The organism is Qipengyuania nanhaisediminis, from assembly GCF_045862805.1.
Taxonomy (GTDB): Bacteria; Pseudomonadota; Alphaproteobacteria; order Sphingomonadales; family Sphingomonadaceae; genus Erythrobacter; species Erythrobacter nanhaisediminis_A.
In genome coordinates this window covers 1,977,475-2,003,782 of record NZ_AP025760.1, presented here as the reverse complement: position 1 = coordinate 2,003,782, position 26,308 = coordinate 1,977,475, and the positions used below count along the sequence as shown (strand labels likewise).

The 26,308-nt window shown below is 65.5% G+C and carries 23 protein-coding genes; 16 read left to right on the top strand and 7 right to left on the bottom strand.

Annotation, left to right across the window (positions count from 1 at the left end; all coding sequences use genetic code 11):
• The first annotated feature begins 121 nt into the window (after positions 1-121).
• The 5 genes from ACKTSM_RS09640 to ACKTSM_RS09620 all read left to right on the top strand — a co-directional run bounded on the left by ACKTSM_RS09640 (position 122) and on the right by ACKTSM_RS09620 (position 8,095).
• Complete coding sequence (locus tag ACKTSM_RS09640) at positions 122-2,281, top strand: putative bifunctional diguanylate cyclase/phosphodiesterase (protein ID WP_407874443.1); 2,160 nt, start codon at positions 122-124, stop codon at positions 2,279-2,281.
• 97 nt (positions 2,282-2,378) lie between these two features.
• Complete coding sequence (gene lepA / locus ACKTSM_RS09635) at positions 2,379-4,196, top strand: translation elongation factor 4 (RefSeq protein WP_407874442.1); 1,818 nt, start codon at positions 2,379-2,381, stop codon at positions 4,194-4,196.
• A gap of 71 nt (positions 4,197-4,267) precedes the next feature.
• Positions 4,268-5,137, top strand: coding sequence for an HNH endonuclease (locus ACKTSM_RS09630; protein WP_407874441.1), 870 nt, complete (start codon positions 4,268-4,270; stop codon positions 5,135-5,137).
• A 285-nt stretch (positions 5,138-5,422) separates the two neighbouring features.
• A complete protein-coding gene (locus ACKTSM_RS09625) occupies positions 5,423-7,186 on the top strand; it encodes a DEAD/DEAH box helicase (RefSeq protein ID WP_407874440.1) in 1,764 nt (587 codons plus the stop codon).
• 114 nt (positions 7,187-7,300) lie between these two features.
• Complete coding sequence (locus tag ACKTSM_RS09620; RefSeq protein ID WP_407874439.1) at positions 7,301-8,095, top strand: outer membrane protein assembly factor BamD; 795 nt, start codon at positions 7,301-7,303, stop codon at positions 8,093-8,095.
• Between the two features lie 37 nt (positions 8,096-8,132).
• On the opposite strand, the gene ACKTSM_RS09615 is transcribed toward ACKTSM_RS09620, so the two are convergent.
• Entirely contained in the window at positions 8,133-8,759 is a 627-nt protein-coding gene (locus tag ACKTSM_RS09615) for a TetR/AcrR family transcriptional regulator (RefSeq protein ID WP_407874438.1), read from the bottom strand.
• 128 nt (positions 8,760-8,887) lie between these two features.
• On the opposite strand from ACKTSM_RS09615, the gene ACKTSM_RS09610 reads away from it, so the two are divergent.
• The 6 genes from ACKTSM_RS09610 to ACKTSM_RS09585 all read left to right on the top strand — a co-directional run bounded on the left by ACKTSM_RS09610 (position 8,888) and on the right by ACKTSM_RS09585 (position 16,614).
• The gene (locus ACKTSM_RS09610) at positions 8,888-11,236 is read left to right on the top strand and encodes a TonB-dependent receptor (RefSeq protein ID WP_407876348.1); all 2,349 of its coding nucleotides are present in this window, start codon (positions 8,888-8,890) and stop codon (positions 11,234-11,236) included.
• 123 nt (positions 11,237-11,359) lie between these two features.
• Positions 11,360-13,027, top strand: a complete 1,668-nt coding sequence (gene recN / locus ACKTSM_RS09605) for a DNA repair protein RecN (RefSeq protein WP_407874437.1) — start codon at positions 11,360-11,362, stop codon at positions 13,025-13,027.
• On the top strand, positions 13,027-13,479 hold the full coding sequence (locus ACKTSM_RS09600; protein WP_407874436.1) for a hypothetical protein: 453 nt from the start codon (positions 13,027-13,029) through the stop codon (positions 13,477-13,479). Before recN ends, ACKTSM_RS09600 begins: the two co-directional genes overlap by 1 nt.
• 11 nt (positions 13,480-13,490) lie before the next feature.
• Positions 13,491-15,560: an NAD-dependent DNA ligase LigA gene (ligA, locus tag ACKTSM_RS09595; RefSeq protein WP_407874435.1), complete on the top strand. Its 2,070-nt coding sequence runs from the start codon at positions 13,491-13,493 to the stop codon at positions 15,558-15,560.
• 29 nt (positions 15,561-15,589) lie between these two features.
• Entirely contained in the window at positions 15,590-16,123 is a 534-nt protein-coding gene (locus ACKTSM_RS09590) for a DUF7010 family protein (RefSeq protein ID WP_407874434.1), read from the top strand.
• Complete coding sequence (locus ACKTSM_RS09585; protein ID WP_407874433.1) at positions 16,120-16,614, top strand: CinA family protein; 495 nt, start codon at positions 16,120-16,122, stop codon at positions 16,612-16,614. Before ACKTSM_RS09590 ends, ACKTSM_RS09585 begins: the two co-directional genes overlap by 4 nt.
• Here ACKTSM_RS09585 and ACKTSM_RS09580 read toward each other — a convergent pair.
• From ACKTSM_RS09580 to ACKTSM_RS09560, 5 genes are read right to left on the bottom strand one after another with little or no spacing between them, the layout of a single operon-like run.
• Positions 16,611-17,282: an SDR family oxidoreductase gene (locus ACKTSM_RS09580; RefSeq protein WP_407874432.1), complete on the bottom strand. Its 672-nt coding sequence runs from the start codon at positions 17,280-17,282 to the stop codon at positions 16,611-16,613. The genes ACKTSM_RS09585 and ACKTSM_RS09580 overlap by 4 nt on opposite strands.
• A 51-nt stretch (positions 17,283-17,333) precedes the next feature.
• Positions 17,334-18,035 carry a TIGR02117 family protein gene (locus tag ACKTSM_RS09575; protein WP_407874431.1) on the bottom strand — a complete coding sequence of 234 codons (702 nt, stop codon included), beginning with the start codon at positions 18,033-18,035 and terminating at the stop codon, positions 17,334-17,336.
• Complete coding sequence (locus tag ACKTSM_RS09570) at positions 18,025-18,930, bottom strand: 50S ribosomal protein L11 methyltransferase (RefSeq protein ID WP_407874430.1); 906 nt, start codon at positions 18,928-18,930, stop codon at positions 18,025-18,027. Before ACKTSM_RS09570 ends, ACKTSM_RS09575 begins: the two co-directional genes overlap by 11 nt.
• Entirely contained in the window at positions 18,927-19,856 is a 930-nt protein-coding gene (locus ACKTSM_RS09565) for an MBL fold metallo-hydrolase (protein WP_407874429.1), read from the bottom strand. Before ACKTSM_RS09565 ends, ACKTSM_RS09570 begins: the two co-directional genes overlap by 4 nt.
• The gene (locus ACKTSM_RS09560; protein WP_407874428.1) at positions 19,846-20,556 is read right to left on the bottom strand and encodes an SDR family NAD(P)-dependent oxidoreductase; all 711 of its coding nucleotides are present in this window, start codon (positions 20,554-20,556) and stop codon (positions 19,846-19,848) included. The genes ACKTSM_RS09565 and ACKTSM_RS09560 overlap by 11 nt, the downstream gene beginning before the upstream one ends.
• A gap of 108 nt (positions 20,557-20,664) precedes the next feature.
• On the opposite strand from ACKTSM_RS09560, the gene sdhC reads away from it, so the two are divergent.
• Genes sdhC through sdhA form a run of 3 tightly spaced genes read left to right on the top strand, consistent with a single transcriptional unit; the run spans position 20,665 to position 23,308 of the window.
• Positions 20,665-21,060 carry a succinate dehydrogenase, cytochrome b556 subunit gene (gene sdhC, locus ACKTSM_RS09555; protein WP_407874427.1) on the top strand — a complete coding sequence of 132 codons (396 nt, stop codon included), beginning with the start codon at positions 20,665-20,667 and terminating at the stop codon, positions 21,058-21,060.
• Positions 21,060-21,446 carry a succinate dehydrogenase, hydrophobic membrane anchor protein gene (sdhD, locus tag ACKTSM_RS09550; RefSeq protein WP_407874426.1) on the top strand — a complete coding sequence of 129 codons (387 nt, stop codon included), beginning with the start codon at positions 21,060-21,062 and terminating at the stop codon, positions 21,444-21,446. Before sdhC ends, sdhD begins: the two co-directional genes overlap by 1 nt.
• On the top strand, positions 21,446-23,308 hold the full coding sequence (gene sdhA / locus ACKTSM_RS09545) for a succinate dehydrogenase flavoprotein subunit (protein WP_407874425.1): 1,863 nt from the start codon (positions 21,446-21,448) through the stop codon (positions 23,306-23,308). Before sdhD ends, sdhA begins: the two co-directional genes overlap by 1 nt.
• 37 nt (positions 23,309-23,345) lie before the next feature.
• Here sdhA and ACKTSM_RS09540 read toward each other — a convergent pair whose 3' ends face one another.
• Positions 23,346-24,095 (bottom strand): peptidylprolyl isomerase, encoded by a 750-nt coding sequence (locus tag ACKTSM_RS09540; protein ID WP_407874424.1) that lies wholly within the window; start codon positions 24,093-24,095, stop codon positions 23,346-23,348.
• Positions 24,096-24,225: 130 nt separating this feature from the next.
• On the opposite strand from ACKTSM_RS09540, the gene ACKTSM_RS09535 reads away from it, so the two are divergent.
• Both ACKTSM_RS09535 and ACKTSM_RS09530 read left to right on the top strand, forming a co-directional pair.
• A complete protein-coding gene (locus tag ACKTSM_RS09535) occupies positions 24,226-24,618 on the top strand; it encodes a BlaI/MecI/CopY family transcriptional regulator (RefSeq protein WP_407874423.1) in 393 nt (130 codons plus the stop codon).
• A complete protein-coding gene (locus tag ACKTSM_RS09530) occupies positions 24,615-26,270 on the top strand; it encodes a M56 family metallopeptidase (protein ID WP_407874422.1) in 1,656 nt (551 codons plus the stop codon). The genes ACKTSM_RS09535 and ACKTSM_RS09530 overlap by 4 nt, the downstream gene beginning before the upstream one ends.
• Positions 26,271-26,308: the final 38 nt, after the last annotated feature.

Below are 26,308 nucleotides of genomic sequence, written 5' to 3'. Positions count from 1 at the left end.
AAATCCCCTCGGTGTTATCGAAATAATAACCAAGTGCGGGCTAGGAATTAGGGCGCGCATTTGGGCGCGTTTCGGATAACCAAGCCAGGAGAACCCCCTCGAGATGCCCCTGAAGGGTTTCTTGTCATCGACACTCGGATCGTCATCGCGTGCGTCAGCGGGCACGATGTCGGACGGCGAGAAGCTCGCCATGCTCGATGATCTCGAGCAATCGGGTCTCGGCTGGTTCTGGGCCTGCGATGCCGAAGGACAGCTCACCTATCTCAGCGGCACGATTGCCGAACGACTCGACATCGCGCTGTCGGACCTTCTCGGCAAGCCGCTCGCCAGCGTGTTCGAGCCGACCGACCGCGACGGGCGCACCAAGTCGCTCGCGCTCATGCTCGGCGCGCACAAGGCGTTCTCGGGCTTCGCGGTGCGCGCTGCCAAGCGTCCGGACGGCGCGGTGATCCGGCTTTCGGGCCAGCCCTTCTTCAACGGCAATCGTTTCGCCGGATTCCGCGGCACGGGTGTCGACATCACCGAGCAGTATTTCCGCGACGAGGAAACTGCGCGGCTGGCGCGCTTCGATTCTCTCACGGGGCTTTCGAACCGTCACCGGATGCAGCACCTGATCGACAGCACGCTCACCGCCTTTCGCGCCGCCAAGCGCAATTGCGCGGTGATGATGCTCGATCTCGACAAGTTCAAGAACGTCAACGACACGCTCGGCCATGCCGCGGGCGACGAATTGCTCAAGCAGGTGGCCGACCGTCTCAAGCGGGCGATCGAGGTCGATTGCGAGATCGGGCGGCTCGGCGGCGACGAATTCCAGGTGATGATCCCCGACATGGACGATCGCGGCGAACTGGGCGAGATCGCGATGAAGATCATCACCATGCTCAAGCAGCCCTTCTCGCTCGAAGAGGGGCGCTGCGTGATCGGCTGTTCGGTCGGGATCGCGGTGGCGCCGCATGACGGGGTCAATGGCGATGACATCGTGCGCGCGGCCGACCTTGCACTCTATGCTGCCAAGAATGGCGGGCGCGGCCAGTTCCGCTTCTTTTCGTGCGAGCTGGAGAACGAGGCGATCTTCCGCCGCCGGCTCGAGGAAAATCTCGGCGCGGCGGTGCGCGACAAGCAGCTTTTCCTCAAATACGAACCCATGGTCGATGCCCATTCCGAAAGCGTGTGCGCGCTCGAGGCTCATATCTGCTGGATGCACGAACAGCGCGGCGAGATCGACGAGGAGGAATTCGCATCAATCCTCGACGGCTCGAGCCAGGTGATCGAAGTCGGCACCTGGGCCATCCGCGAGGCCTGCGTTCACGCCGCAAGCTGGCCCGGCGGTGTGCGGGTGGCGGTCAACGTGCCCGAGCAATTGTTTGCCCATGACGGCTTTGTCGAGACCGTTTCCGACGCGCTCGACGACGCCGATCTCGCGCCCGGCCGTCTCGAGCTGGAAATCAGCGAAGCGGTGTTCTTCGGCGATGCCAATGTCGTCGACCGCACGCTTGCCCGCTTGTTCAAGCTCGGCGTGCGGCTGACGCTCGACGAATTCGGTTCGGGCTATTCCTCGCTCGCTTACCTGCGCCGAGCACCCTTCGACGCGATCAAGATCGACGAGAACCTGGTGACCGAGGCCGAGGCCCGCGACACCAAGGACCTGGGGCTTATCCGCGCGATCGTGGCGCTTGCCGGCGCGCTCGAAATGGAGACCATCGCCAACGGGATCGAGACCACCGACCTGTTCGAGCGGCTGCGCGATTGCGGGGTCAAGCGAATGGAAGGCCCGATCTATTCGGACCCGATCAGCCACGAGACCGTGGAGACCGAACTGATCGGCCAGACCTGGACGATCGCCCCGAGCTCGGACCGGCTGAAGCGCGCGCGGCGCCGCACCGTGTTCCGCAAGATCCAGGTGATCCACGACGACCATTCCTACGAGGTAACCTTGCGCAACCTGTCGAAGACAGGCGCGCTGATCCAGGGGCTTGCCGATGTTCCCAAGGGCACGCAATTCGTCGTCGATCTTGGCGGCGGCCAGCTCGCGGTCGCGACCGTGATCCGCACCAATGGCGACACGCAGGGCCTCGAATTCGAGCAATCGCTGGTCGATGACGGGGCAGGGGGGCTGTGCACCCGCAACCGGGTCAGCCCCTATGCGCTCGCCTCGGCCGGTGCCCCGCTCGCGGCGCTGTCTCCGGGCGATTACAAGCAGATGGCAGGCGGTCAGCTGGGTCAGAAGGGCAGCGTGCCGCAGTTCGGCTACGCCGCGCCGCAGCGCACCGAGGCGGCCTGATCGCCAACGCCCGGCGCTCGCTTGCACGGTAGGCGAAAGGCACCTTTCATTTTCACCAATGACAGGGGCGCAGCAGGCCGCTAAACGCGCCGGCGAAATGACCGACCTTTCCCAGATCCGCAATTTTTCGATCATCGCCCATATCGATCACGGCAAATCGACCCTGGCCGACCGGCTGATTCAGTTCACCGGCGGCCTGAGCGAGCGCGAGATGTCAGCCCAGGTGCTCGACAACATGGATATCGAGCGCGAGCGCGGGATCACCATCAAGGCGCAGACCGTCCGGCTCGATTACAAGGCCAGGGACGGCAAGACCTATCAGCTCAACCTGATGGATACGCCCGGCCACGTCGATTTCGCCTACGAGGTCAGCCGCAGCCTTGCCGCGTGCGAGGGCGCGCTGCTGGTGGTCGATGCCGCGCAAGGGGTCGAGGCGCAGACGCTCGCCAATGTCTACCAGTCGATCGAGCACGATCACGAGATCGTGCCGGTGATCAACAAGATCGACCTGCCCGCCGCCGAACCCGAACGCGTGAAGGAGGAGATCGAGGAAGTCATCGGCCTCGACGCTTCCGAAGCGGTGCTCGCCAGCGCCAAGTCGGGGATCGGGATCGAGGACGTGCTCGAGGCCGTGGTCGCCAAGATCCCGCCACCGGGCGGGGAACGCGACAAGCCGCTTAAGGCGAGCCTCGTCGATTCGTGGTATGACCCCTATCTCGGTGTCGTCATCCTCGTCCGCGTGATCGAGGGCGTGCTGACCAAGGGGCAGAACATCAAGTTCATGCAGGGCGGCACCCAGCACCTCGTCGACCGGGTCGGCTGCTTCACTCCCAAGCGCACCGACCTGCCCGAACTGGGGCCGGGCGAGATCGGTTTCATCACCGCCCAGATCAAGGAAGTCGAACAGGCCCGCGTCGGTGACACGATCACCACGGTCAAGAACGGCGCTGCCGAACCGCTCAAGGGTTACAAGGAAGTCCAGCCGGTGGTGTTCTGCGGGCTGTTCCCGGTCGATGCCGCCGATTTCGAGAAGCTGCGCGAAAGCATCGGCAAGCTGCGTCTGAACGATGCGAGCTTTTCCTACGAGATGGAAACCAGCGCGGCTCTCGGCTTCGGCTTTCGCTGCGGATTTCTCGGGCTTCTTCACCTCGAGATCATCCAGGAACGGCTCAGCCGCGAATACGATCTCGATCTTATCACCACCGCGCCCAGCGTGGTCTATCGCGTCCACCTGTCCAAATCGAAGACCGAGGACGCGCAGGTCATCGACATCCACAACCCCGCCGACTGGCCCGACGTGAACCGCATCGAGGTGGTCGAGGAGCCGTGGATCAAGGCGGTCATCTATACGCCGGACGAATATCTCGGCGCGATCCTGAAACTGTGCCAGGACCGCCGCGGCATCCAGACCGATCTCACCTATGTCGGCGGACGCGCGCAGGTGAGCTACGAGCTTCCGCTGAACGAGGTAGTGTTCGACTTCTACGACCGGCTGAAATCGATCAGCCGCGGCTACGCCTCCTTCGACTACGAACAGATCGGCAGCCGCGAGGGCGACCTCGTCAAGATGAACATCCTCGTCAACAACGAGCCGGTCGACGCGCTGTCGCTGATCGTCCACCGCTCGGTCGCCGAGGAACGGGGCAGGGGCATGTGCGAGCGCCTCAAGGACCTGATCCCGCGTCACCTGTTCAAGATCCCGATCCAGGCGGCGCTCGGAGGCAAGATCATCGCCCGCGAAACCATCGCCGCGCTTCGCAAGGACGTGACCGCCAAGTGTTATGGCGGCGACATCTCGCGCAAGAAGAAGCTCCTGGAAAAGCAGAAGAAGGGCAAGGCGAAGATGCGCGAATACGGCAATGTGTCGATCCCGCAGGAAGCCTTCATCGCGGCACTGCGGATGGGCGAGGACTAATTGCGCACTGAATGCAAACGGTTTCGCGTTGTCTAAGTATTGTCATCTAGACTTTGAAGATGGGAGGATAAGTGGCGTTCGGCGTTTTCATGCATAAAGATGAGTCGATTTACGACGACATCCCTGAGGAGCGTTACCAATTCCCAAAAATCTATCTGAGCCGTGCAGAAAAGATGGTTGGCGATTGGATAGTCTATCGAGAGCCGGTAAAAGTCAGCCGTTCCAAGGGTTTCTTTGCAGTTGCGCGGGTCGAGAAAATAATTCGAGACCCGGATATCTCTGATCGATATCGCGCAATGATAGAACCTGGCAGTTTTTTGCCCTTTTCCCCGACGGTTCCGCATAAAATGGCCGGTCAACCAGTAGAACAGGATTTAGCCAACGCTCAGGCTGCTGTTCGCCCACTATCTAACGCTGATTTCGTGCGCATAGTATCTTTGGGCCTTCCGGATGATCACATGCTTCCTCGTGTGGGCGAGTCCAATGATTTCAATCGCGTCAAGGAGGCCCAAACGCCTTTTGAAGTCGACCGCCCAATCATAAAATCGCTGATCTCCCGTCCGTTTCGAGACAAGGCTTTTCGCCGAGCAGTTATGCGGGCCTATGACGGTCGCTGTGCAGTCACTGGCTGGAAGCTTGTGAATGGTGGCGGTCGGCTTGAGGCAGAAGCCGCACATATTCGCCCCGTCGAGTTTGGCGGCCCCGATTCCATTCGCAATGGGTTGGCGCTGTCAGGAACCGCGCACTGGATGTTCGACCGAGGTTTGATTGGTGTATCTGACGCCCATGACATATTAGTGCATCGTAAGGTCAATGATCGCGAGGGTGTGGAGGCGATAGTCAACCCATCAGGTAAACTTCTGAGACCGGAGCGTGAAGAGGATAGACCGCATTCAAAGTTCCTTGCTTGGCACCGAGACCATCACGCGTTTGATGCTTAGTATTTGGTCTTTCGAATCAAAGAGCGGAATATCACTTTATCAAGCATTGCGTGGCTTCAGGAAAGCGGCCAGACAGTGACGGCAGCGGCCTTCGCACGCTGCACTTTTCGCAGGTGCAACATTTTTGGAGCCAAGCGGGCATTTTGTTGCTAGGGGCGTCTGACAGGGCGTGACCGGCACTTGGCCGCCGCCCGTTCGAGCAAGGCGCGACAAAAGGGCGCATCGGCTTGATCCCCTTTCCCCTCGGCGCGACCCTTGGCGCTGTCATCCCCCAGGCGACCCGCCATGTCTTTCGAAACGCTCCCCCCCGCAATCCAGGCGGCGCTCTCAGAGCGCGGCTATTCCGAACCCACCCCGGTCCAGGCCGCCACGAGCGCGCCCGACGCCGCGGGCCGCGACCTGCTCGTGTCCGCTCAGACCGGATCGGGCAAGACCGTCGCCTTCGGCATAGCGCTCGCGCCCGACATCATCGCCGCCGATAGCCGCGCCCCGCGCATGCTGGTGATCGCGCCCACGCGCGAACTGGCAATGCAGGTCAGCCGCGAACTTGGCTGGCTCTATGCAGGTGCTGGCCTGCGGATCGCGACCTGCGTGGGCGGAATGGATGCGAGCAAGGAACGCCGCGCGCTGCGCGCCGATCCGGCGGTGGTGGTCGGAACGCCCGGCCGGTTGCGCGACCATCTCGAACGCGGCGCGCTCGACCTGGCGGGGCTTGTCGGCGTGGTGCTCGACGAGGCCGACGAAATGCTCGACATGGGCTTTCGCGAGGACCTCGAGGAAATTCTCGACGCAACGCCCAAATCGCGCCGCACTTTGCTGTTCTCGGCAACGATGCCGCGCGCGATCGAGCGGCTCGCCGAACGCTACCAGTCGAACGCGCTGCGGCTGTCGCTGGGTGGGCAGGATCGCGGGCACGGCGATATCGCCTACCAGGCGATCACCGTCGCCCCTTCGGAGATCGAGAACGCGGTGGTCAATCTGCTGCGCTTTCACGAGGCTGAATCGGCGATCTGTTTCTGTGCCACGCGCGAAAGCGTGCGGCGGCTTCACTCGACGCTCCAGAATCGCGGTTTCGCGGTGGTTGCCTTGTCGGGCGAGCATTCGCAGTCCGAGCGCAACCAGGCGCTCCAGGCGATGCGCGACCGGCGCGCCCGGGTCTGCGTTGCCACCGATGTCGCCGCGCGCGGGATCGACCTGCCGACGCTCAGCCTCGTCATCCATGTCGAGATCCCGCGCGATGCCGAGACGCTCCAGCACCGTTCGGGCCGGACGGGCCGTGCGGGCAAGAAGGGCATCGCCGCAATGGTGGTGCCCTACAACCGCCGCAAGCGGGTCGATTCGATGCTGCGCCGGGCCAAGATCGATGCGGAGTGGCGCGATGCGCCAACGCCCGCGGCGATCCGCAAGAAGGACCGCGCGCGCCTCCTCGAAAAGCTCACCGCCCCGGTCGAGCACGAGAAGGATGACCGCGCGATCGCGGCCGAGCTGATGGAGAAGATGGCGCCGCAGGACATCGCCGCGGCGCTGGTTCGCGCGCATCGCGCGAAGATGCCGAGCCCGGAGGAAATGCTCGCCAACACCCCCGAGGCGCGCGACAAGGACAAGGCCGATCGCCACCGCCCGGGTTTCGAGGACGTGGTGTGGTTCAAGATCGGTGTCGGCCGCAGGCACAATGCCGAGCCGCGCTGGCTGCTGCCGCTGATCTGCCGCCGCGGGCACATCACCCGCAACGAGATCGGCGCGATCCGGATCGGCCAGAACGAAAGCTGGTTCCAGGTTCCCCGCAATGTCGCCTCGCAATTTGCCGAGACGGTTGCGCGCACCGCTTCGCCCGATGACGACCAGGACGCGATCCCGATCGAACAGTCGGACGAGGGCCCGCGCATGGAGGCGCGAGCCAACCGCAAGCAGGGACCGGGCAAGGCCCACGCCAAGCCGTTCCGGAAAGGGCACGGTTCGGGACCCAGGGGGCAGGGCGGCAAACCGCATCGCGGCGCCGGCAAGCCGGGCGGTTTCAAGAAGAAGGGCGGCAAGCGCAAGCCCGACTAGGCCCCTGCCGCGAGCCCGCTTCGCACCCGGCACATTTGGCAAAATGCGCGCAAGGCGGATAACCTTCGCAACTTCACTTGGCGTTCACGCAGGGGCTGGCTATACGCTCGGCGCATGACCGCCAAGCTTTCCGCCCGTCTCAGCCGCGCCGCCCTTGCAGGGGCCGCGATCCTCGCCACCGCCGCCTGTTCGACGGGCTCGGCCGAAGAGGATGTCGCCTATGTCGCGCGAGACGTCGAATCGCTCTATGCCGAGGCTCAGCGCCGGCTCGATCGCGGTAACACGCTGCTCGCCGCCGCCTTGTTCGACGAGGTCGAGCGCCAGCACCCCTATTCGCCCTGGGCGCGCCGCGCGCAGCTGATGAGCGCGTTCAGCTATTACATCGCCCGCGATTACAACAAGGCGATCCAGAACGCCCAGCGCTTCCTGTCGATCCACCCGGGCAACAAGGACGCGCCTTATGCCTATTACCTGATCGCGCTGTCCTATTACGAGCAGATCAGTGACGTGAACCGCGACCAGTCGATCACGCTCCAGGCGCAGACGGCCTTGCGCGAAGTCAATCGCCGCTTCCCGCAGACCGAATATGCCGCCGATGCGCGGCTGAAGCTCGACCTCGTGGCCGATCACCTGGCGGGCAAGGAAATGGAAATCGGGCGCTTCTACCAGCGTTCGGGCCGCTGGCTTGCCGCCGCGCTGCGTTTCCGCAACGTGGTCGAGCAATACGAGACCACCAGCCACACGCCCGAGGCGCTTTACCGCCTGACCGAAAGCAGCCTGGCGCTCGGCATTCGCGAGGAAGCGGTGAAATATGCCGCGGTTCTCGGTGCCAACTATCCGGGCAGCGAGTGGTACGAAAAGGCCTTCGAACTGGTCGAGGACCACGCATCGGACGTCACCCCGAGCTGATCGGCGCGCGCCAGGCGCGGCGCGTGCCTGAGCGCGCTTAGGCTTCTTTCGATCCGATGCCTTCGGCCAAAAGCCGGTTGATCGTGCGCGCGACCGCTTCGGGCGCGGCGTCGCCGGCCTCGCGCCAGACGGCGTAGCGAAGGCCGGCAAACACGTTCATCCCCATGATCGCCCAAGCCTCGATTTCGCCGAGGTCCTCGCGCAGCTCGCCCGCCGCCGCCCCGGCTTCGAGGCGGGAGCGGATGCGCGCCGCGATCGTCTGGTAATGTCCGCGATAGCTCTCGGGATCGACGAATTCGGCCTCGTCGATGATCCGGTACACTTCCTTGTGTTCGCCGGCGAAGGCGAGGAAGGCGGTGAGGGCGGCCTGTTCGATCTCGAGCGCGCTCATGTCGTCGCGCATCGCGGCGCGCGCGCTCGCCATGACATTGCCGCTCATGTCCTTGACCAGCGCACGGAACAGCGCGTCCTTGCTGTCGAAATAGGTGTAGAAGGTGCCCAGCGCGACGCCGGCGCGGCGCGTGATCGAACTCACCGAAGCCTCGTGAAACCCGCGCTCCCCGAACTCGGTCGCCGAGGCATCGAGCAGCTTGCGTAGCGTTTTGCGACCGCGCTCGGTGCGCGGGGTCTTGGCCGCGTCTTCGGCTGCTCGCTGTTCGCCCATATTGCTCCCTCCAATGGCCGCCGCACTAGGCGCTGGACGGAAAAATCACAAGGACGAACTTGAAAGTTGGTTCAACTTTCAATATTGAGGCGACCAAGACGGGTTTGGGAGGAACCACCACGATGACAATGCACGTTTACACCGCTCGCGCTGCCCTGCTTTCGGGTTGCGCGGCGATCGCCGCGTTGGCTGCGCCCGCAATGGCTCAAACCGCGGCCGATGCCGCAAGCGAAATCGCAACCACTGCCGAGCCGCAGGGCAACACGATCATCGTCACCGCCCGCCGGCGCGAGGAGCGCCTGCTCGATGTGCCGCTCTCGGTCAGCGCGGTCAGCGGCGAAGAGCTCGAACAGCGCGGCGTGCTCGAGATTACCCAGGTCGCTCAGCAGGTGCCCAATATCACGCTCGAAGTGAGCCGCGGCACCAACACCACGCTCACCGCCTTCGTGCGCGGGGTCGGTCAGCAGGACCCGGTCGCGGGGTTCGAGGCCGGCGTCGGGGTCTATGTCGACGATGTCTATCTCAACCGTCCGCAGGCCGCCGTCCTCGATGTCTACGACGTCGAGCGGATCGAGGTGCTGCGCGGGCCGCAAGGCACGCTCTACGGTCGCAACACGATCGGCGGCGCGATCAAGTATGTCACCGCGCGCCTGCCCGACGACCCGAGCCTCTCGGTGCGCGCGACCTATGGCAGCTACGACCAGGCCGACCTGATCGTCACCGCCTCGACCCCGGTGAGCGACGCGCTGACGATCGGCGCCAGCGGTGCGCGGCTGTCGCGCGGCGGCTACGGCGACAATCTCACTCTCGGCACCGAGAACTACAACAAGGACGTCTGGGCCGCGCGCGGCACGGTCGAGTTCGACAGCGGCCCGATATTCGCGCGGCTTTCGGGCGACTACGTCAAGGACAATTCGGAGGCGCGGCAGGGCACCCGGCTGATCCCGGGCCTGCTCTCGGGCGCGCCGTTGCTCGACAATGTCTATGACACCCGCGCCGGGCTCGACGTGGTCGACCAGCAGGTCGAGGCCTTCGGCGGCGCGCTCAATTTCGCGGTCGAATTGTCGGACACGCTGACACTCAAGTCGATCACCGGCTACCGCGAGGATTCATCGACCAGCCCGATCGATTTCGACAGCCTTCCAGCCGCCGATCTCGACGTGCCCGCGATCTACGAGAACGACCAGTTCAGCCAGGAAGTGCAGCTCTTGTGGGAAGGCGACAGGCTCTCAGGCGTGCTCGGCGCCTATTACCTCGACGCCAATGCCTTCACCGCCTTCGACGTCGCGCTGTTCACCGTCGGCGACCTCATCGGCCTGCCCGGTCTCAACGCGCAGACCCTGGGCGATGTCGACACCGAGACCTGGAGCGTGTTCGGCGATTTCACCTACGATCTGACCGACACGATCAGTATCTCGCTCGGCGGGCGCTATACCAGCGACAAGCGCACCAGCAGGGTGTTGCGGACCACCTTCATCGGCGGGTTCTCGGACCTGTTCATTCCAAACAGCCCGGCCACCGCGATCGCCACGACCAGCGATTTTTTCGGCAGCGAGACCTTTACCGATTTCAATCCGCGCGCCTCGATCAGCTGGCAGCCCGATGACAATCACAACCTCTATTTCACCTACAGCCAGGGCTTCAAGGGCGGCGGATTCGATCCACGCGGCCAGACCACCGCGGCGCCCGATCTCGATGGCGACGGCGACGTTGATTTCGACGATCAGTTCGAATTCCTGCGCTTCGCTCCCGAAACGGTCGATAGCTACGAGCTGGGATGGAAGGGCTCGCTGCTCGACAACCGACTCAACGTGTCGTTCGCGGCCTTCATGGGCCAGTACAACGACGTGCAGATCCCCGGATCGGTCGGGCTCGACACCAATGGCGACGGGGTGAACGACAGCTTCATCGGCATCACCTCCAACGCCGCGAGCGCCGATGTCAACGGCTTCGAATTCGAGGGCAATGCGCTGGTCGGCCGGGACTTTGCGGGCGATGGCAGCCGCCTGTCGGTCAACTGGTCGCTGGGCTATCTCGATGCCGGCTTCGACACTTTCATCGACGCGTTCGGCAACGATGTCGCTGACCAGCGGGTGTTCCAAAACACCCCCGACATCACCGCGCACATGGGATTCAATCTCGGCCTGCCGGTAGCGAGCGGAATGGTCGATTTTATCGGGCTGGCGTCGATGCGGAGCGATGCGAGCCAGTTCGAGACGCCCAATCCCTTCCTCGACCAGGACGGCTTCGTGCTCGTCGATGCAAGCGTCGTTTACACCGATGACATGGGCCGGTTCTCGATCGGAGCGCATGCCAAGAACCTGTTCGACAAGGAATATATTGTGGCCGGCTATAATTTCGTCAGCGGCGGTACCGGTGGCGCGCCGTTCCAGCCAACGCTCGGCCTCGAAGGCACGCTGACCGGCTTCTACGGCGACCCGCGGCGCTTCTACGTCACGGCCGAAATCAATTTCTGAATCGGCACAGTGCGGGTGCGCGGCGTTCTGAGGGGGACGCCGCGCGCTTTGCACCATAACGCACAGGATATCTCGCTCACGGCGCGTGACGCGCCCGGTGAGAGCGGCTAGACATCGCGGGCAATGCTCACCCGGCTCTGGATCCGCAACATCGTCCTCATCGAAGCGCTCGATCTCGAGTTTCGCCGCGGCCTCGGCGTGCTCACCGGCGAGACCGGGGCGGGCAAGTCGATCCTGCTCGATGCGCTGGGCCTCGTGCTCGGCGACCGCGCCGACAGCTCGCTCGTCCGCAGCGGCGAGGACAAGGCGAGCGTGACCGCGAGTTTCGAATTCGCGCAGCTTCCCGCACAGATCGCCGAGGCGCTGGACGAGGCCGATCTCGCAATCGAGCCGGGCGAGCCGCTGATGATCCGCCGCCAGGTAAAGGCCGATGGCGGCTCGCGTGCCTATGTCAACGACCAGCCGGCAAGCGTGGCGCTGCTGCGCGAGATCGCCCCTGCGCTGGTCGAACTGCACGGGCAGCACGACGATCGCGGGCTGGTGAACCCGCGCGGCCACCGCGCCTTGCTCGACCGTTATGGCGGGATAGACAGCGCCGCGCTCGCGCGGCGCTGGGCCAGTTGGGCGAAGGCGGAGGCGCAGCTTGCCGAAGCGCGCGACGCCCAGGAACAGGCACGCGCCGACCAGGACCTGCTGATCGCGCATCTCGCCGAACTGACCGCGCTCGAACCGCAGGCGGGCGAGGAGGAACGGCTCGCGACCGCTCGCGCCGACATGCAGAAGGGCGAGAAACTGGCAGGCGATCTCGAGGAATTGCGCCATGTCTGGGAAGGCTCGGATTCGCCGCTTGCCGCCTTGCGGGTGGCGGCGCGCAAGCTTGACCGGATCGCTCCCGAGCACCCGCTCCTGACCGAGGCGCTCGCTGCGCTCGACCGGGCGGTTATCGAGGCGGGCGAGGCCGAGGAAAAACTCGAATCCGCGGCCGAGGCGCTGGTCCACGATCCCGCCGCGCTCGACGCTGCCGAGACGCGTTTGTTCGAATTGCGCGCGCTCGCACGCAAGCATCGCTGCGAGGTCGACTCGCTGCCGGAACTGATGCGCGACATGCGCAGCCGGCTTGATTCGATCGAGGGCGCCGAGGCAACGCTCGATTCGCTCGAGGTCGCCGCGAAGGAAGAACGCGCCGCCTATGAGAAGGAGGCGCACAAGGCCCACGAGGCGCGGGTCAAGGCTGCCAAGACGCTCGACCAGGCGGTCGCCGCCGAGCTTGCACCGCTCAAGCTCGATGCGGCGCGCTTTCTCACCGCGATCGGCAAGCTTCCCGAAGAAAAGTGGGGCGCGAACGGGATCGACACGGTCGAATTCCTGATCGCCACCAATCCCGGCGCCGATTATGCCCCTCTCGGCAAGATCGCGAGCGGCGGCGAACTGTCGCGCTTCATCCTCGCGCTCAAGGTCGCGCTCGCCGAAAAGGGCGGGGCGGCGACGATCATCTTCGACGAAATCGACCGCGGCGTGGGCGGCGCGGTGGCAAGCGCCATCGGCGAAAGGCTCGCCCGGCTCGCGGCGAATGAAGGACAATTGCTCGCCGTCACCCATTCGCCGCAGGTCGCTGCGCGCGGGGGGCTGCACTATCTCATCGCCAAGTCGTCGAAAGGCACGGTCACCAGGACCAGTGTCGCGCTGCTCGATGACGAGGGCCGCAAGGAAGAGATCGCGCGGATGCTCTCGGGCGCGGAAATCACCAGCGAGGCACGGGCGCAGGCGGACCGCCTGCTGGAGGGGGCGTGATGGGCGATCTGGGCGACATGATCCTGGCACTCGGCGTGCTGGTGGCGCTGGCCTCGCTCGGTCTAGGCACGCTGCTGGCGCTTGGCCTGATGGCGCTGCTCGGCCTGGTGAGCGAATGGAGTTTCCGGCGCATCTTTTTCTTGTCCTTCGGTCTGGCGCTGCTGGTTCCGGTCTTGCTCGGCGGCGCGCTGGTCGGGGTGCTTCAGGACGAGGAAGTGCGCTCGGAGATCAGCGCGGAACTGCGCGACGCCCTGCCAGCCGCCAGCAGGCCCACCGACGAATCGCTGGATTTCGACCGCGCGGAGGAGGACGGCACCTTGTCGCAGAGCGAGCAGGAAGCGAGGCTGGAGGATCGGTTGCAGCGGATCGCTCCCGGTGCCGAGGTGGCGATCGACGAGAACGGCATCCGCATCACCACGCGCGATGATTCGGTCACGATCGACATCGACTAGGACCGCGCGCGATGACCAGCCTTACCGAAGCCGAGGCCGCCAATGAATTGATGCGGCTCGCTCGCCAGATCGCGAAGCACGACCGGCTCTATCACGCCGAAGACGCGCCCGAGATCACCGACCAGGAATACGATGCGCTGGTGCGCCGCAATGCCGAGCTCGAGGCGGCGTTCCCGCACCTGATCCGAGAGGATTCGCCGTCGCGCAAGGTCGGTCACCGGGTCGCCGCCTCGCCGCTGTCTAAGGTCACCCACGAGGTTCGCATGATGAGCCTCGACAACGCCTTTTCCGATGACGAGCTGCGCGATTTCTTCGCCCGCGTGCGGCGCTATCTCAATCTCGATGACAGCGAGCCTGTCGGCTTCACGGTCGAGGACAAGATCGACGGGCTCTCGTGTTCGCTGCGCTACGAAAACGGCGCGCTGGTGCGCGCCGCGACCCGCGGGGACGGGCAGGTGGGCGAAGACGTGACCGCCAATGTCGCGCACATTCCCGACATTCCGCAGCAGCTGCCGGCCAATGCCAAGACCCCTGTGCCCGACGTGTTCGAAGTGCGCGGCGAGGTCTATATGGAGCGCGCCGCCTTTGCCCAGCTCAACCGCAAGGCCGAAGAGGACGGGACCAAGCCCTTCGCCAACCCGCGCAATGCGGCGGCCGGATCGCTGCGGCAGAAGGATGCAAGCGTGACCGCGGACCGCCCCTTGCGCTTCTGGGCGCATGGCTGGGGCGCGGCGAGCGAGGTGCCTGCCACAACGCAGGAAGAGATGGTGCGCATCCTCGATCAATGGGGCCTGCCGGTCTCCCCCCTGTTTGCGCGGTTCGAGGACGAGGACGCGCTGATCGGCCATTACGAAACGATCGCCAAGGCGCGCGACGGGCTCGCCTATGAGATCGACGGCGTGGTCTACAAGGTCGACCGGCTCGACTGGCAGGCGCGCATGGGGTTTGTCGCCAAGGCGCCGCGCTGGGCGATCGCGCGCAAGTTTCCTGCCGAACGTGCCGAGACCACGCTCGAAGCCATCGACATCCAGGTCGGGCGCACCGGCAAGCTGACGCCGGTCGGGCGGCTTGCCCCGGTGCTGGTCGGCGGGGTGACGGTGACCAATGTGACGCTCCACAATCGCGACGAGATCGAACGGCTCGGCGTGCGCCCGGGTGACCGGGTGGTGATCCAGCGCGCGGGCGACGTGATCCCGCAAGTGGTGGAAAACCTGACGCGCGAGCAGACGGGCGAGCCATTCGCCTTTCCCGACCACTGCCCCGAATGCGACAGCGAGGCGGTCGCCGAAGAGGGCGAGGTCGATGTGCGCTGCACAGGCGGTCTGATATGTCCGGCCCAACGCGTTCAAAGACTTGAACATTTCGTCAGTCGCAAGGCGCTCGACATTGACGGCTTCGGGTCGCGGACCATCGCCCAGTTCTTCGCGCTGGGCTGGCTTGAAAGCCCTGCCGACATTTTCCGCCTGAAACAGCGCCGCTCGGACATCCTCGCGCTCGAAGGGTGGCAGGACAAGTCTGTGGACAACCTGTTGGCAGCTGTGGAAGCCCGCCGCGAGCCCGACGCCGCGCGGCTGCTGTTCGGCCTCGGCATTCGCCATGTCGGCGAGGTCACCGCGCGAGACCTCCTGAAGCACGTCCACACCCTGCCGGCCTTGCGAGAAATCGCTGAGAAAGCGCGCGCGGGCGACAAGGAAGCCGCGAGCGAACTGACCGCGATCGACGGGATTGGGCCGAGCGTCGTCGAGGCACTGGGCGATTTCTTCCACGAACCGCACAATGTCGCAGTGTGGGAAGATATTCTCTCTGAAGTCTCGCCGCCGCGTTACGAGGTCGAAACGCTCGATTCACCCGTCGCAGGCAAGACGGTCGTGTTCACCGGCAAGCTCGAAACGATGAGCCGCGACGAGGCCAAGGCGCAGGCCGAAAGGCTGGGCGCCAAGGCATCGGGCAGCGTCAGCGCCAAGACCGACTTGCTGGTCGCCGGGCCGGGGGCGGGATCGAAGCTCAAGAAAGCGCGGGATCTCGGCATCGAGGTGATTGACGAGGCCGGGTGGGCGCAGATCGTCGCAGCGGCCGGATAAGACCGAAAAACCAAGGGGACGATTGCACCATGTTGATTTCCGATGCGCAGGCGGACCTGCGCCGTGCCTATACCGACGGGGGGCCGGGCGTCTTGATTTCGGGCCTGGTCTGGCTTGCCGCGTGGATCGCCGATAGCCGCAGTGGCACCGCGACCGGCTTCGCGGTCCTGTTTGTCGGCGGCATGACAATCTATCCGCTGGCACTTCTCGCCAATCGCGCGCTTCTGCGCCGTCCTGCCGAGGTTAAGGGCAATCCGGGCGGACCGCTGGTGGTCGAGGTGACCGCCGCTATGATTGCCGGCCTGTTCGCCGCTTACCTGTTTCTCGACCACGCGCCCGAACTGGTCATGCCTCTCGCGGCGATCGCGGTCGGCGTGCATTATTTCGCGTTCAGGACGGCTTACGGCGACAAAATCTTCTGGGCTCTCGGCGCGATCGTCACTTTCGTTGGTGTTGCTGCGATCTATCGCTTCGTGCCGCTGCCCGGGCCGGTGACGCTGCAAGTGGCAATCATCGAGATCCTGTTCGGCATCGGCCTGACCTGGCGAGGGACCAGGCGGTGATCGCCGAGACGCACGCGCAGGCCACGAGGATCGCGGGCCTGCTGCGCGAGCGGGGCGAAACGATCGCGGTGGCCGATGGCGCGACCGGCGGGTTGATCGCGGCATCGCTGCTGACCGTTCCGGGTGCTCTCGATTTCTTCGTCGGCGCAGGCGTGGTCTATTCGCTGCGCGCGCGCGATGTCCTGTTCGATCTGCCGCGCGAAGCCTATCAGGGGATGCGCTCGGTGACCGCGGACTACGCGCTGCTCCAGGCGCGCGCGATCCGCGAAAGGCTCGGCGCCGATTGGGGGCTGGCCGAAAGCGGATCGGCAGGGGCGAGCAAGCACCCGATGAAGGTCGCCTCGGGCCGCAGCATCGCCGCATTGGCGGGGCCGGGCGGTGAGTTTACGCGGGCAACCGAAACCGGGAGCGAGGACCGCATCGCCAACATGGCGGCCTTTACCGGCAATGCGCTGGAACTGCTTGAAGAGGCGCTCGGCAAGGGCGCCTAGTCGTTGGGCATCAGGTAGATCTCGCGCACGGCGGCCGTCTCGGGCTGCGAGAGCGCGAACATCACTGCATTGGCGACATCCTCGGGCTGGATCTTGGTCGGCTTGGGTTCGTCGAAGAACGCGGTGTCGACCATTCCGGGCGCGATCACGGTCGCGCGGCCGCCCCATTCGCGCATTTCCTCGGCAAGGTTCTCGGTGAAGCCGTGGACGAACCACTTGGTCGCCGAATAGACCGAGCCCTTGAAATGGTCGCGTCCGGCCTTCGAACCGGTGGCGATGAAATGCCCCTTGGTCTTTCTGAGATGCGGGATCGCCTCGTGCGCGGCATAGAGCACGGCGAGCACGTTGACGTGGATCATGTCGTGCCAGGCATCGGGGTCGCCGTTCTCGACACCCGGCTTGTCGACGCCGGTCCCGGCATTGGCATAGACCGCGTCGATCCCGCCGAACCTGTCCGCCGCCTGTTCGAGCGCGCCGCGAATGTCCTCGCGCCGGGTCACGTCGCAGGTGATCGCAAGCGCGCCATCGCCGATTTCGCTTGCCAGCGCCTCGATCTTGTCGGTCGAGCGCGCGCACAGCGCGACATTCCAGCCCGCATCGGCCGCGGCGCGCGCGGTGGCTGCGCCGATGCCCGAGGATGCGCCGGTGATGAGGAGAGTGGAGGCCATGCGTGTTTCCTTTGTCGGGGGGTTGTGTCCCCAATCAAAGGTTGGCAGCGCTTAGCGTTCCGGCACCCATTTCATCACTCCGCCCGGGAGCGGGGTCCACAGCCCCGTTGCGACGCCAGCATCGGCCAGCCGGTCGGCGGTCCACTGGTTGCAGGTATTGCCCAGGTGATAGGTGCCGCGCGCGCTGTAGAAGACATCGTGCGCGCCATAACCCTGCAACGTCTCTCGCGCCGCAGGCGGATCGAGCGCGGCGATGATCGCATCGGCGAGCGCCCGGAATTCGCGCGGGCGCAGATGGAGCACACGGTAGTCCTGCGAGGGGGCAGGGCGGACGTAATGCGCGACATGGAGCACGCCTTTGCCTCCAATTGCAGCGCTGATGGCGGTGACGGGATCGAGATCCGCCCATGTCGGGGTCTCGAGGAAAAAGGCGCGCTCGCCCCAGCTGACCGCGACATGGGTATAGGGCCGCGCGCTCGCGGCGATGTCAGCCGGTGGGAAGTGCCGATGCCAGTCGACCCCCTCGGCCCGCACCGGCATGGCGATCTCTGTATGGATGCCGTTCGAGCCGACGAGGATTGGAATTGAGGGCTCCGCGCCGGGAGCAGGTTCGCTCCAATCGCCATTGCGCGCGATCGAGGAGCCGATCCAGGCCGAGAGCGCGAAGCCGAGCATTGCTGCCAGCACCAGTGCTGCAAGCCCAATCGCAATCCGCTTGGCGCGGCGGCGGGCAGGGCGGGTGTCAGCGGCCACGCCGCCGCCTGAACCACAGGATCGCCCATCCCCCGCGCTCGATCCGCGCCGCGAGGCGGAAGCCTGCGCGGCGATAGGCGCGGCGCACCCGTGCCTCCTGCTCGCCTGCGAGGAGGCCCGCGAGCAGCACGCTTCCCCCCGGCGACACCGCTTCGGCAAAATCGGGAGCGAGCTCGACCAGCGGCCCTGCGAGGATATTGGCTATCAGCAGGTCGTATGGCCCGCGCAGTTGCAGCAGAGGATCGTCCATGCCGGGCGCGATCACCATCGTCATCTCGCGCATGCCGCTGCCGATCGCGATGCCGTTCAACGCGGCGTTGTCGGCGATCACGCCCGCGCAGACCGGGTCGATATCTGAAGCGGTCACCTTGGCATGCGGCCACAGCGCCATGGCGGCAAAGCCGAGCAGGCCGGTTCCGGTGCCGATATCGGCGATCGCCCGTGCGCGCATGCCGCTTGCCTTCATCGCGCCGAGCATTTCGAGGCAGCCTGCCGTGGTCCGGTGCTGCCCGGTGCCGAAGGCCTGGCTGGCGGGAATGGCGAAATTGATCGCATCCTCGGTGGGAGGGAAATCGGGGGTATGGACACGGAACAGGCCGGCGCGGATCGGCGGGGTGCCTTGCTGGCTGAGCGTGACCCAGTCCTCGTCAGGCAGCTTTTCAACCGTGATCTTCGGGGCCTCGCCCGCGAACAGTCCCGCCATAGCCTTTTTCTGCACAGCGCCGGGCCTTGCCGGGTAATAGCCTTCGAGAGCCCAGTCGTGCGGGCGATCCTCGGCGACTTCGCGGCCGGTAACGACGAGATCGAAGTCCCAGTCGTCGATCTCGTCCTGCGCGAGCAGCGCGGCCTGGACGACCGGCTTGGGCGCATAAGCGGTGAGCTTCCAGGTGCTCATTCGCCCACAGCCTCGCGTGCCAGCCGCGCATCGAGGTCGCCATGCTTCTTCGCGGCATATTGGGCGCAGGTCATTCCGCCGCGCAGTGTTCCTGTCGCAGCGCGTTCGACCATGAGGCTGTGCGAGGGGTGCGGGGTGAGCAGGATGTCGCAATCGAGCGCGGCAATCCGGTCGAGACCGGCGCGATATCGGGCGAGATATTCAGGGTGGTCGGAGAAGCGGTAATCGTCCCGGCTGATCGGCGAGAGGCTGTCGGCATAGACGATATCGAGACAGGCAGCGCCGTCCTGTTCGCACGCTTGCCACTGCCAGCTCATCGCTCCGGGCGAATGGCCCGGGGTCGCAACCGGCATGAGCTCGATTGCCTCGAGATAAACCGGGTGGCCCGCCTCGCCCGGGGCTGGAAGCCCGGTGGTCACGTGTCCGACGGCGGGGAAAGCTTCGTGCATTCCCGATTGCGGATCGCTTGCCGCGACGATGCCGCTAGACAACACCGGTGCTGCGAGTTCCGAGGCGATCAGCACCGCGCCGCTCGCCTCCTGCAAAAACTGCATCCCGGCGACGTGGTCGAAATGTTCGTGGCTGTAGAGCAGGATGCCGATCGCGGCCGGATCGACGCCGAGCGCGGCGAGATTGGCGAGCACGACCTCAGCGCCTGCTTCGGTCCCGCTGTCGATCAGGACGTGGCGTTCGTCGCCCTTGATCAGGATCGCCGCGATCCCGCAGGTGCCGACATAGTATGTGTTGGCGTGGACCTGGAACGGTGCGGCGGGCTTGTCCCAATCGTCCCATGGCTCGCATTCCTGCGAAAAGCGAACGAGGTCCGGGGACCGGTTTTCGGCGCTGGCGATCGGCACGTGCGTATCCGGCGCAGCGGGGGCGCAGGCGGCGAGAGCGAGGGTCGCGATGGCGATTCTAGCGAACAAAGCTGGCTCCGTTGGCGTCGATCACCGCGCCGGTCATGCTGGCAGGAGCATCGAGCGCGCAGAAAGCGATAACCGCCGCGATTTCCTCGGGCTCTGCCACCCGGCCAAGGGGGATGTCGGCAAGCAATCCGGCGCCGCCGCGGCTTTCGAGATAGTCCCCTGCCATTGCGGTGTCGACAAAACCCGGCGTGATCGCGAAGCTAAATATGCCTTCGCTCGCATAGGCGCGCGCGATCGTCTTGTGCATGGCCACCATCCCGCCCTTGGCCGCGGCATAGTGCCAGTGCGCGGGGGAATCGCCGCGATAGGCGGCGCGGCTTGCAACATGGACGAGCCTGCCGCCGGTCCCGCGTTCCTGCCAGTGTCGCACCGCGAAGCGCGAGAGCTGGGCGGCAGCGGTGAGGTTGATTCGCAGCGTGTCCTCCCAGCCGTCGAGCCATTCGATATCGCTTCCATCGAGCGGATTGGCAGCGAACAGCCCGGCATTGTTGACCAAGGCCGCGATCTCGCCCCCGCTGATTTCCAGAGCGCGTTCCCACAGAGCCTGCGCGGCGAGCGGGTCGGTGAAATCGGCGGCGATCTCGCGCGTGCCGTCGCCCTTGGTCGCGTGGCCGATCACGGTCAGTCCGCGCGCTTCGAGCGCTTCGCGGGCGGCCTTGCCGATGCCGCGGCTCGATCCGGTCAGGAGGATGTAAGTCATGCAATGCGCTATCGTGAAAATTGCAAGCGGAGTCGAGGTGGTACGCGCTTGTATCGCAGGCCACATTCGCTAAACGGGGCGCGGGCAATCACGAGACACAGGACCGTCATGAGCCAAAGACCGCTATCACCGCACCTCCAGATCTGGCGGTGGGGACCGCACATGCTGGTATCGATCCTCCACCGCGCAACCGGCGACGGCATGGCGCTGGTCGGGCTTGGCGTGCTGGTCTGGTGGCTCGGCGCGCTTGCCAGCGGACCCGAAGCCTATGACAGGTTTCTAGCGGTGATGACCTCGCCGATCGGCTGGTTCGTTCTGGTCGGATTGTCCTGGGCGTTCTTCACTCACCTGATGAGCGGACTGCGCCACTTCGTTCTCGATATCGGCGCAGGCTATGAACTCGACACCAACCGGTTCTGGTCGGTCGCGTGCCCGCTGCTCGGCGTGCTGTTCACGATCGGGTTCTGGGCTTTCATCTTCTGGCGCGACGGAGGGCTCTTCTGATGGCTGACGGCACTCCTATCGGACGCGTGCGCGGGCTCGGCTCGGCGCATCACGGCGCGCATCACTGGCTCGTTCACCGCATCACCGCGATCAGCAACCTGCTGCTGATGGCCTGGCTGCTCGCCAGCTTCCTGCTGCGCGAGGACTTCAGCCATGGCGCGGTCGCCACCTGGCTTTCGCAGCCGCTCGCCGCGGTTCCGATGATCCTGCTGGTGATCAGCCTGTTCTACCACGCCCGGCTGGGCCTCCAGGTCCTGATCGAGGACTATGTCCACCAAGCGGGCACCAAGTTCGCGGCGCTCGCCGCGCTCAACCTTGCCGCGATCGGCGGCGGCGCATTCGCGGTCTTCTCGGTCGCGCGCCTCGCACTCACAGGAGCCGCCTGATGGCAACTTCTCCCACCAATTCCGCTTACAAGATCATCGACCACACCTATGACGTGGTGGTGGTGGGCGCGGGCGGATCGGGCCTGCGCGCAACCATGGGCGCAGCCGAGGCCGGGCTGCGCACCGCCAACATATCCAAGGTTTTCCCGACGCGGTCGCACACCGTGGCTGCGCAAGGCGGGATCGCCGCGTCGCTCGGCAACAATTCGCCCGACCACTGGACCTGGCACATGTACGACACCGTCAAGGGGTCGGACTGGCTGGGCGACCAGGACGCGATCGAATATCTCGCGCGCGAAGCCCCGCAGGCCGTTTACGAGCTCGAACATGCAGGTGTGCCGTTCAGCCGCAACGATGACGGCACGATCTACCAGCGCCCGTTCGGCGGGCACATGCAGGAGATGGGCAAGGGCCCCCCGGTTCAGCGCACCTGCGCCGCAGCCGACCGCACCGGCCACGCCATGCTTCACGCGCTCTATCAGCAGAGCCTGAAATACGACGCCGACTTCTTCATCGAATATTTCGCGCTCGACCTGATCATGGCCGAAGTTGACGGGGTGAAGGCCTGCGTCGGCGTGATGGCGATGTGCCTCGACGATGGCACCATTCACCGTTTCCGCGCGCAGAGCGTGGTGCTGGCGACCGGCGGCTATGGCCGCTGCTATTACACCGCGACCAGCGCGCATACCTGCACCGGCGATGGCGGCGGCATGGTGCTGCGCGCCGGCCTGCCGCTTCAGGACATGGAATTCGTCCAGTTCCACCCGACCGGCATTTACGGCGCAGGTGTGCTCATCACCGAGGGCGCACGCGGCGAGGGCGGCTACCTTACCAATTCCGAAGGCGAGCGGTTCATGGAACGCTATGCCCCTTCGGCCAAGGACCTCGCCAGCCGCGACGTCGTCTCGCAGTCGATGGCCAAGGAAATGCGCGAAGGGCGCGGCGTGGGGCCCGAAGGCGACCACATCCACCTGCACCTCGACCACATCGATCCCAAGGTGCTCGCCGAGCGCCTCCCGGGCATCACCGAGAGCGGCAAGATCTTCGCCGGTGTCGACCTGACCCGCGAGGCGCTGCCGGTCACGCCGACGGTCCATTACAACATGGGCGGCATCCCGTGTAACTACCACGGCCAGGTGGTCACGATCGGCCCTGATGGCGATCCCGATTTCGTGGTTCCCGGCCTCTATGCCGTGGGCGAGGCGGCCTGCGTGTCGGTCCACGGCGCGAACCGCCTCGGCTCGAACTCGCTGATCGACCTCGTCGTTTTCGGCCGCGCCACCGGCCTGCATCTCAAGGAAACGCTCAAGCCGGGCGCATCGCAGCCCGAACTGGCCAAGGACAGCGCCGAATTCGCGCTGGGCCGGGTCGATCACTTCCGCAACGCCAATGGCGGATCGCCCACCGCGACGGTGCGCACCGAGATGCAGAAGACCATGCAGAAACACTGCGCGGTGTTCCGCAATGACGAGCTGCTCAATGAGGGCATGAGCCGGATCGAGGAGATCAATGCGCAGATGCAGGACCTCCATGTCACGGACAAGTCGCTGATCTGGAATTCGGACCTCATCGAGACGCTCGAGCTCGACAATCTTATCGGTCAGGCCGCCGTGACCATGGCCTCTGCCGCGAACCGCAAGGAATGCCGCGGAAGCCACGTCAACGAGGACTATTGGAACGACGAGACCAATGGCCGCGATGACGAGAACTGGATGAAGCACACCGTCGCCTGGTTCGATGGCTGGGGCGGCGGCGCAAAGGGTTCGGGAAGCGGCACGATGCGGATCGATTATCGCCCGGTGCACGAATACACGCTCACCGACGATATCGACTACATCAAGCCAAAGAAACGCACTTACTGATCGCGCTTGCGGGCGCGCGGGCAAGCTCCGCGGGCAATCAACCTGGGGCGTCCTGCGCGCTTGCTTCGCCCGCTTCCTCGCCTACTGCCGCGGTGTCGCCTGCCGGTTCGGCCCGGCGCGCGGCGATGATCGTAACCGGTTCGGCCAGCATCTGGCCGACCATCCATCCTTCGCCCTTGGCGGGGTCGATGGGAGAGGCGTGGATCACCTCGACAACGTCCATCCCGTCAATGACATAGCCGAACACCGCATAGCCGTTCTGCCAGACCGGGTCATCCGATTGCGGATTGGCATCGAGCCCGGTCTGGTCGCCGAGCATGATCGAGAAATCGCCATTGGCGGTGCCCGGCTCGCCCATCGCCATCGAGACCGCGCCGCGCGTGTGGCTTAGCCCGGTCATCGTGGTCGCCTCGTGCGCGATGCCCGGCAGCACGCGGTCAGGGTCCCACTGGGTCCCGCCCTGGAGCAGGCCATTGGGCTGTTCGCCCCAATCCACCCGCATCGCGCGGTAGAACACAGTGCCATCGAAGCGCCCCTCATCGACATAGCGCAGGAAATTGCCCGCCGTGATCGGGGCCGCCCTGGTCTCGAGCCGGATCGTGATCGCGCCCATATCGGTCTCGAGCACGACATCGGCGGTCTGCGCCGCCTCGTCCTCGCCCTCGGCCTCGACAGGCAGCGCAGCGCCCGGTTCGCTGGCAGCGACCGCCTCCACAGGGTCAGGCGCGGGCGTCTGGGGGGCACCGGCCGAAGCCAGTGCGAGCGAAAGCAGCCAAGGCGAAGTCATTGATCCCTTGTGATCGGTCGTTCGCAGAGTTTCAAGCGGGGAGGGGCGGTGTTCATCCCCCGGCAAGGTTTACAGCCGTAGTCGTTATGACTACACACGTAATCGAGCAAGGGAGGGTGGCTTGAACGCGATGGCTGAAAAACCCCGAACCAGTGGCCCTGATCGCATCAGCGAAGCCGAACACGCGGTGATGGAGGTGCTGTGGAACAGCGGCACCGCGACCGCCGCCGAGGTCTGCGAAGCGGTCTGCAAGGCGCGCGACTGGAGCCAGGCGACGGTCAAGACCCTGCTCTCGCGCCTGGTCCAGAAACGCGCCGTCGACGCCCGGCCCGATGGCCGGCGCTATCTCTATTCCCCGCTGATCGCGCGCGCCGATTATGTCGGCGGCGAATCGCGCAGGCTGGTCGATCGCCTGTTCGGCGGCCGGGCGGCTTCGCTGGTCGCGCATCTTGCCGAGACCGAGGCGCTGACAAACGAGGATCTCGGCGAGATCGAGGCGCTGCTCAGGGAGCTGAAACGATGAGCGCGCTGTCGATGGAGAGCGTGCTGGTCGATACCTTGCTTTGGACCGGCCTCCTGATCGCGGTCGTCCTGCTGGTGCGTCGCCTGGTGGCGCGCTGGTTCGGCCCGCAGACCGCTTACGCGCTGTGGGCGCTTCCGGCCTTGCGGCTCGTCCTTCCCCCGATCGAGCTACCCGCATGGATGCGGCCTGCCGAAACGGGGGCGCAGGCGCTGTCGCCGGCCGCGGGTGAACCGCTGATCGCGATCGACCCTCTGGCGCTGGCGGCATCGAACGGCGCCGCTGCGGCAGCGCCGGGTGCAGGTTCGGCCGCCGCTTTCGATCCGGCGACCCTCGTGCCTTTCGCCCTGGCGATCTGGCTGGTGGGGGCGTGCGCGTTCCTTTACCTGCGTTTCGCCGCCTATTTCCGCCTGCGCGACGAATTGCTCGACGGCGCCCACGAGGTCGGTCGCTGCGGCAATGTGCGCCTGATCGAGACGCCCGGGACCGGGGCGCCGCTCGCTTTCGGCGTGATCGACAAGGTCATCGCGCTGCCCGAGGGCTTTCTCGCGCAGCCCGACCGCCAGGCGCGCGATCTCGCGCTGGCGCACGAATTGGCGCATCACGAAGGCCGCGACCTGCTGGTCAACGTGCTGGTCCAGCCGCTGTTCGCGATGCATTGGTTCAACCCGCTCGCCCGTTATGGCTGGCTGGCGCTTCGGCGCGACCAGGAAGCGGCCTGCGATGCGCGGGTCATGGCTGCCACTCCGGCAGAGGACCTGTCCGCAACGCGCAATGCCTATGCCGCGCTGATCGCCGGCTTTGCAGCGCGCGCCAATCCCGCTCCCAGCCACGCGCTCGCTGCTCCGATGGCGTGCCCGGTGCTGGGCGACAAATCGATAATCCACCGTTTGAGGAGCCTGAACATGAACGACAAGACCCCGAGCCGCCGCGCAACCGGCCGCCTGCTTCTGGCAGGCGGCGTGATCGCCCTGCCGCTCACCGCCTCGATCAGCTATGCCGCCAGCGAAATCCCGCTCGCACCGGTCGCCCCGCAGGCCGCAAGCGCGCCTGCAGCGCCGCTCGCACCGCTCGCCCCGGCACCCGCGCTGGTCCAAGACCGCGAGGTTGATGTCGAGATCGAGGTCGAGACCGATGGCGAGGGCGCGATGAGCGGCGATGAGCGCCGTGAACGCCGGGTCATCGTGATCCGCGAGGACGGCGAGCACCAGGCGGGCGAACATGCCGATGGCGAACATGCCCGTCATGTCGAACGCCGCGTCATCCGCCGCCATGGCGGTGACCTGTCCGATGCCGAGCGCGAGGAAATCATGGTCGAGGTGCGCCGCGGCCTTGCCGAAGCCGATCGCACGCTCGACGACATGCCGCGCATCATCGAGGAAGCCATGGCCTCTGCCGAGGCGCATGAAGGCCGCACCGTGGTGAAGATGGAATGCGACGGTTCGAGCAACGAGGTCGCCACCACCACCGAGGACGATGACGGCAACCGCACGGTCCGGGTCTGCCGGACGCGGATCATGGCCCATGCGCTCGAGGGATTGCGCGAAGCGCGCGCCGAGATCGCCGGCAACGAGGAGTTCGACGAGGACATGCGCGCCCGGCTTTTGAGCGAGCTCGACCAGAAGATCGCCGAATGGGAAAACCGCGAAGGCTGATCCGGCAAAAGTCAGAACCGACGCCTCGAACGCGGCGC

Coding starts and splice junctions, on each gene's coding strand:
- ACKTSM_RS09620 (WP_407874439.1), top strand. CDS start 7,301: ATGACCGCCAAGCTTTCCGCCCGTCTCAGCCGCGCCGCCCTTGCAGGG.
- ACKTSM_RS09615 (WP_407874438.1), bottom strand. CDS start 8,759: ATGGGCGAACAGCGAGCAGCCGAAGACGCGGCCAAGACCCCGCGCACC.
- ACKTSM_RS09580 (WP_407874432.1), bottom strand. CDS start 17,282: ATGGCCTCCACTCTCCTCATCACCGGCGCATCCTCGGGCATCGGCGCA.
- recN (WP_407874437.1), top strand. CDS start 11,360: ATGCTCACCCGGCTCTGGATCCGCAACATCGTCCTCATCGAAGCGCTC.
- ACKTSM_RS09625 (WP_407874440.1), top strand. CDS start 5,423: ATGTCTTTCGAAACGCTCCCCCCCGCAATCCAGGCGGCGCTCTCAGAG.
- ACKTSM_RS09540 (WP_407874424.1), bottom strand. CDS start 24,095: ATGACTTCGCCTTGGCTGCTTTCGCTCGCACTGGCTTCGGCCGGTGCC.
- ACKTSM_RS09600 (WP_407874436.1), top strand. CDS start 13,027: ATGGGCGATCTGGGCGACATGATCCTGGCACTCGGCGTGCTGGTGGCG.
- sdhD (WP_407874426.1), top strand. CDS start 21,060: ATGGCTGACGGCACTCCTATCGGACGCGTGCGCGGGCTCGGCTCGGCG.
- ligA (WP_407874435.1), top strand. CDS start 13,491: ATGACCAGCCTTACCGAAGCCGAGGCCGCCAATGAATTGATGCGGCTC.
- sdhA (WP_407874425.1), top strand. CDS start 21,446: ATGGCAACTTCTCCCACCAATTCCGCTTACAAGATCATCGACCACACC.
- ACKTSM_RS09610 (WP_407876348.1), top strand. CDS start 8,888: ATGCACGTTTACACCGCTCGCGCTGCCCTGCTTTCGGGTTGCGCGGCG.
- ACKTSM_RS09535 (WP_407874423.1), top strand. CDS start 24,226: ATGGCTGAAAAACCCCGAACCAGTGGCCCTGATCGCATCAGCGAAGCC.
- ACKTSM_RS09590 (WP_407874434.1), top strand. CDS start 15,590: ATGTTGATTTCCGATGCGCAGGCGGACCTGCGCCGTGCCTATACCGAC.
- sdhC (WP_407874427.1), top strand. CDS start 20,665: ATGAGCCAAAGACCGCTATCACCGCACCTCCAGATCTGGCGGTGGGGA.
- lepA (WP_407874442.1), top strand. CDS start 2,379: ATGACCGACCTTTCCCAGATCCGCAATTTTTCGATCATCGCCCATATC.
- ACKTSM_RS09570 (WP_407874430.1), bottom strand. CDS start 18,930: ATGAGCACCTGGAAGCTCACCGCTTATGCGCCCAAGCCGGTCGTCCAG.
- ACKTSM_RS09560 (WP_407874428.1), bottom strand. CDS start 20,556: ATGACTTACATCCTCCTGACCGGATCGAGCCGCGGCATCGGCAAGGCC.
- ACKTSM_RS09530 (WP_407874422.1), top strand. CDS start 24,615: ATGAGCGCGCTGTCGATGGAGAGCGTGCTGGTCGATACCTTGCTTTGG.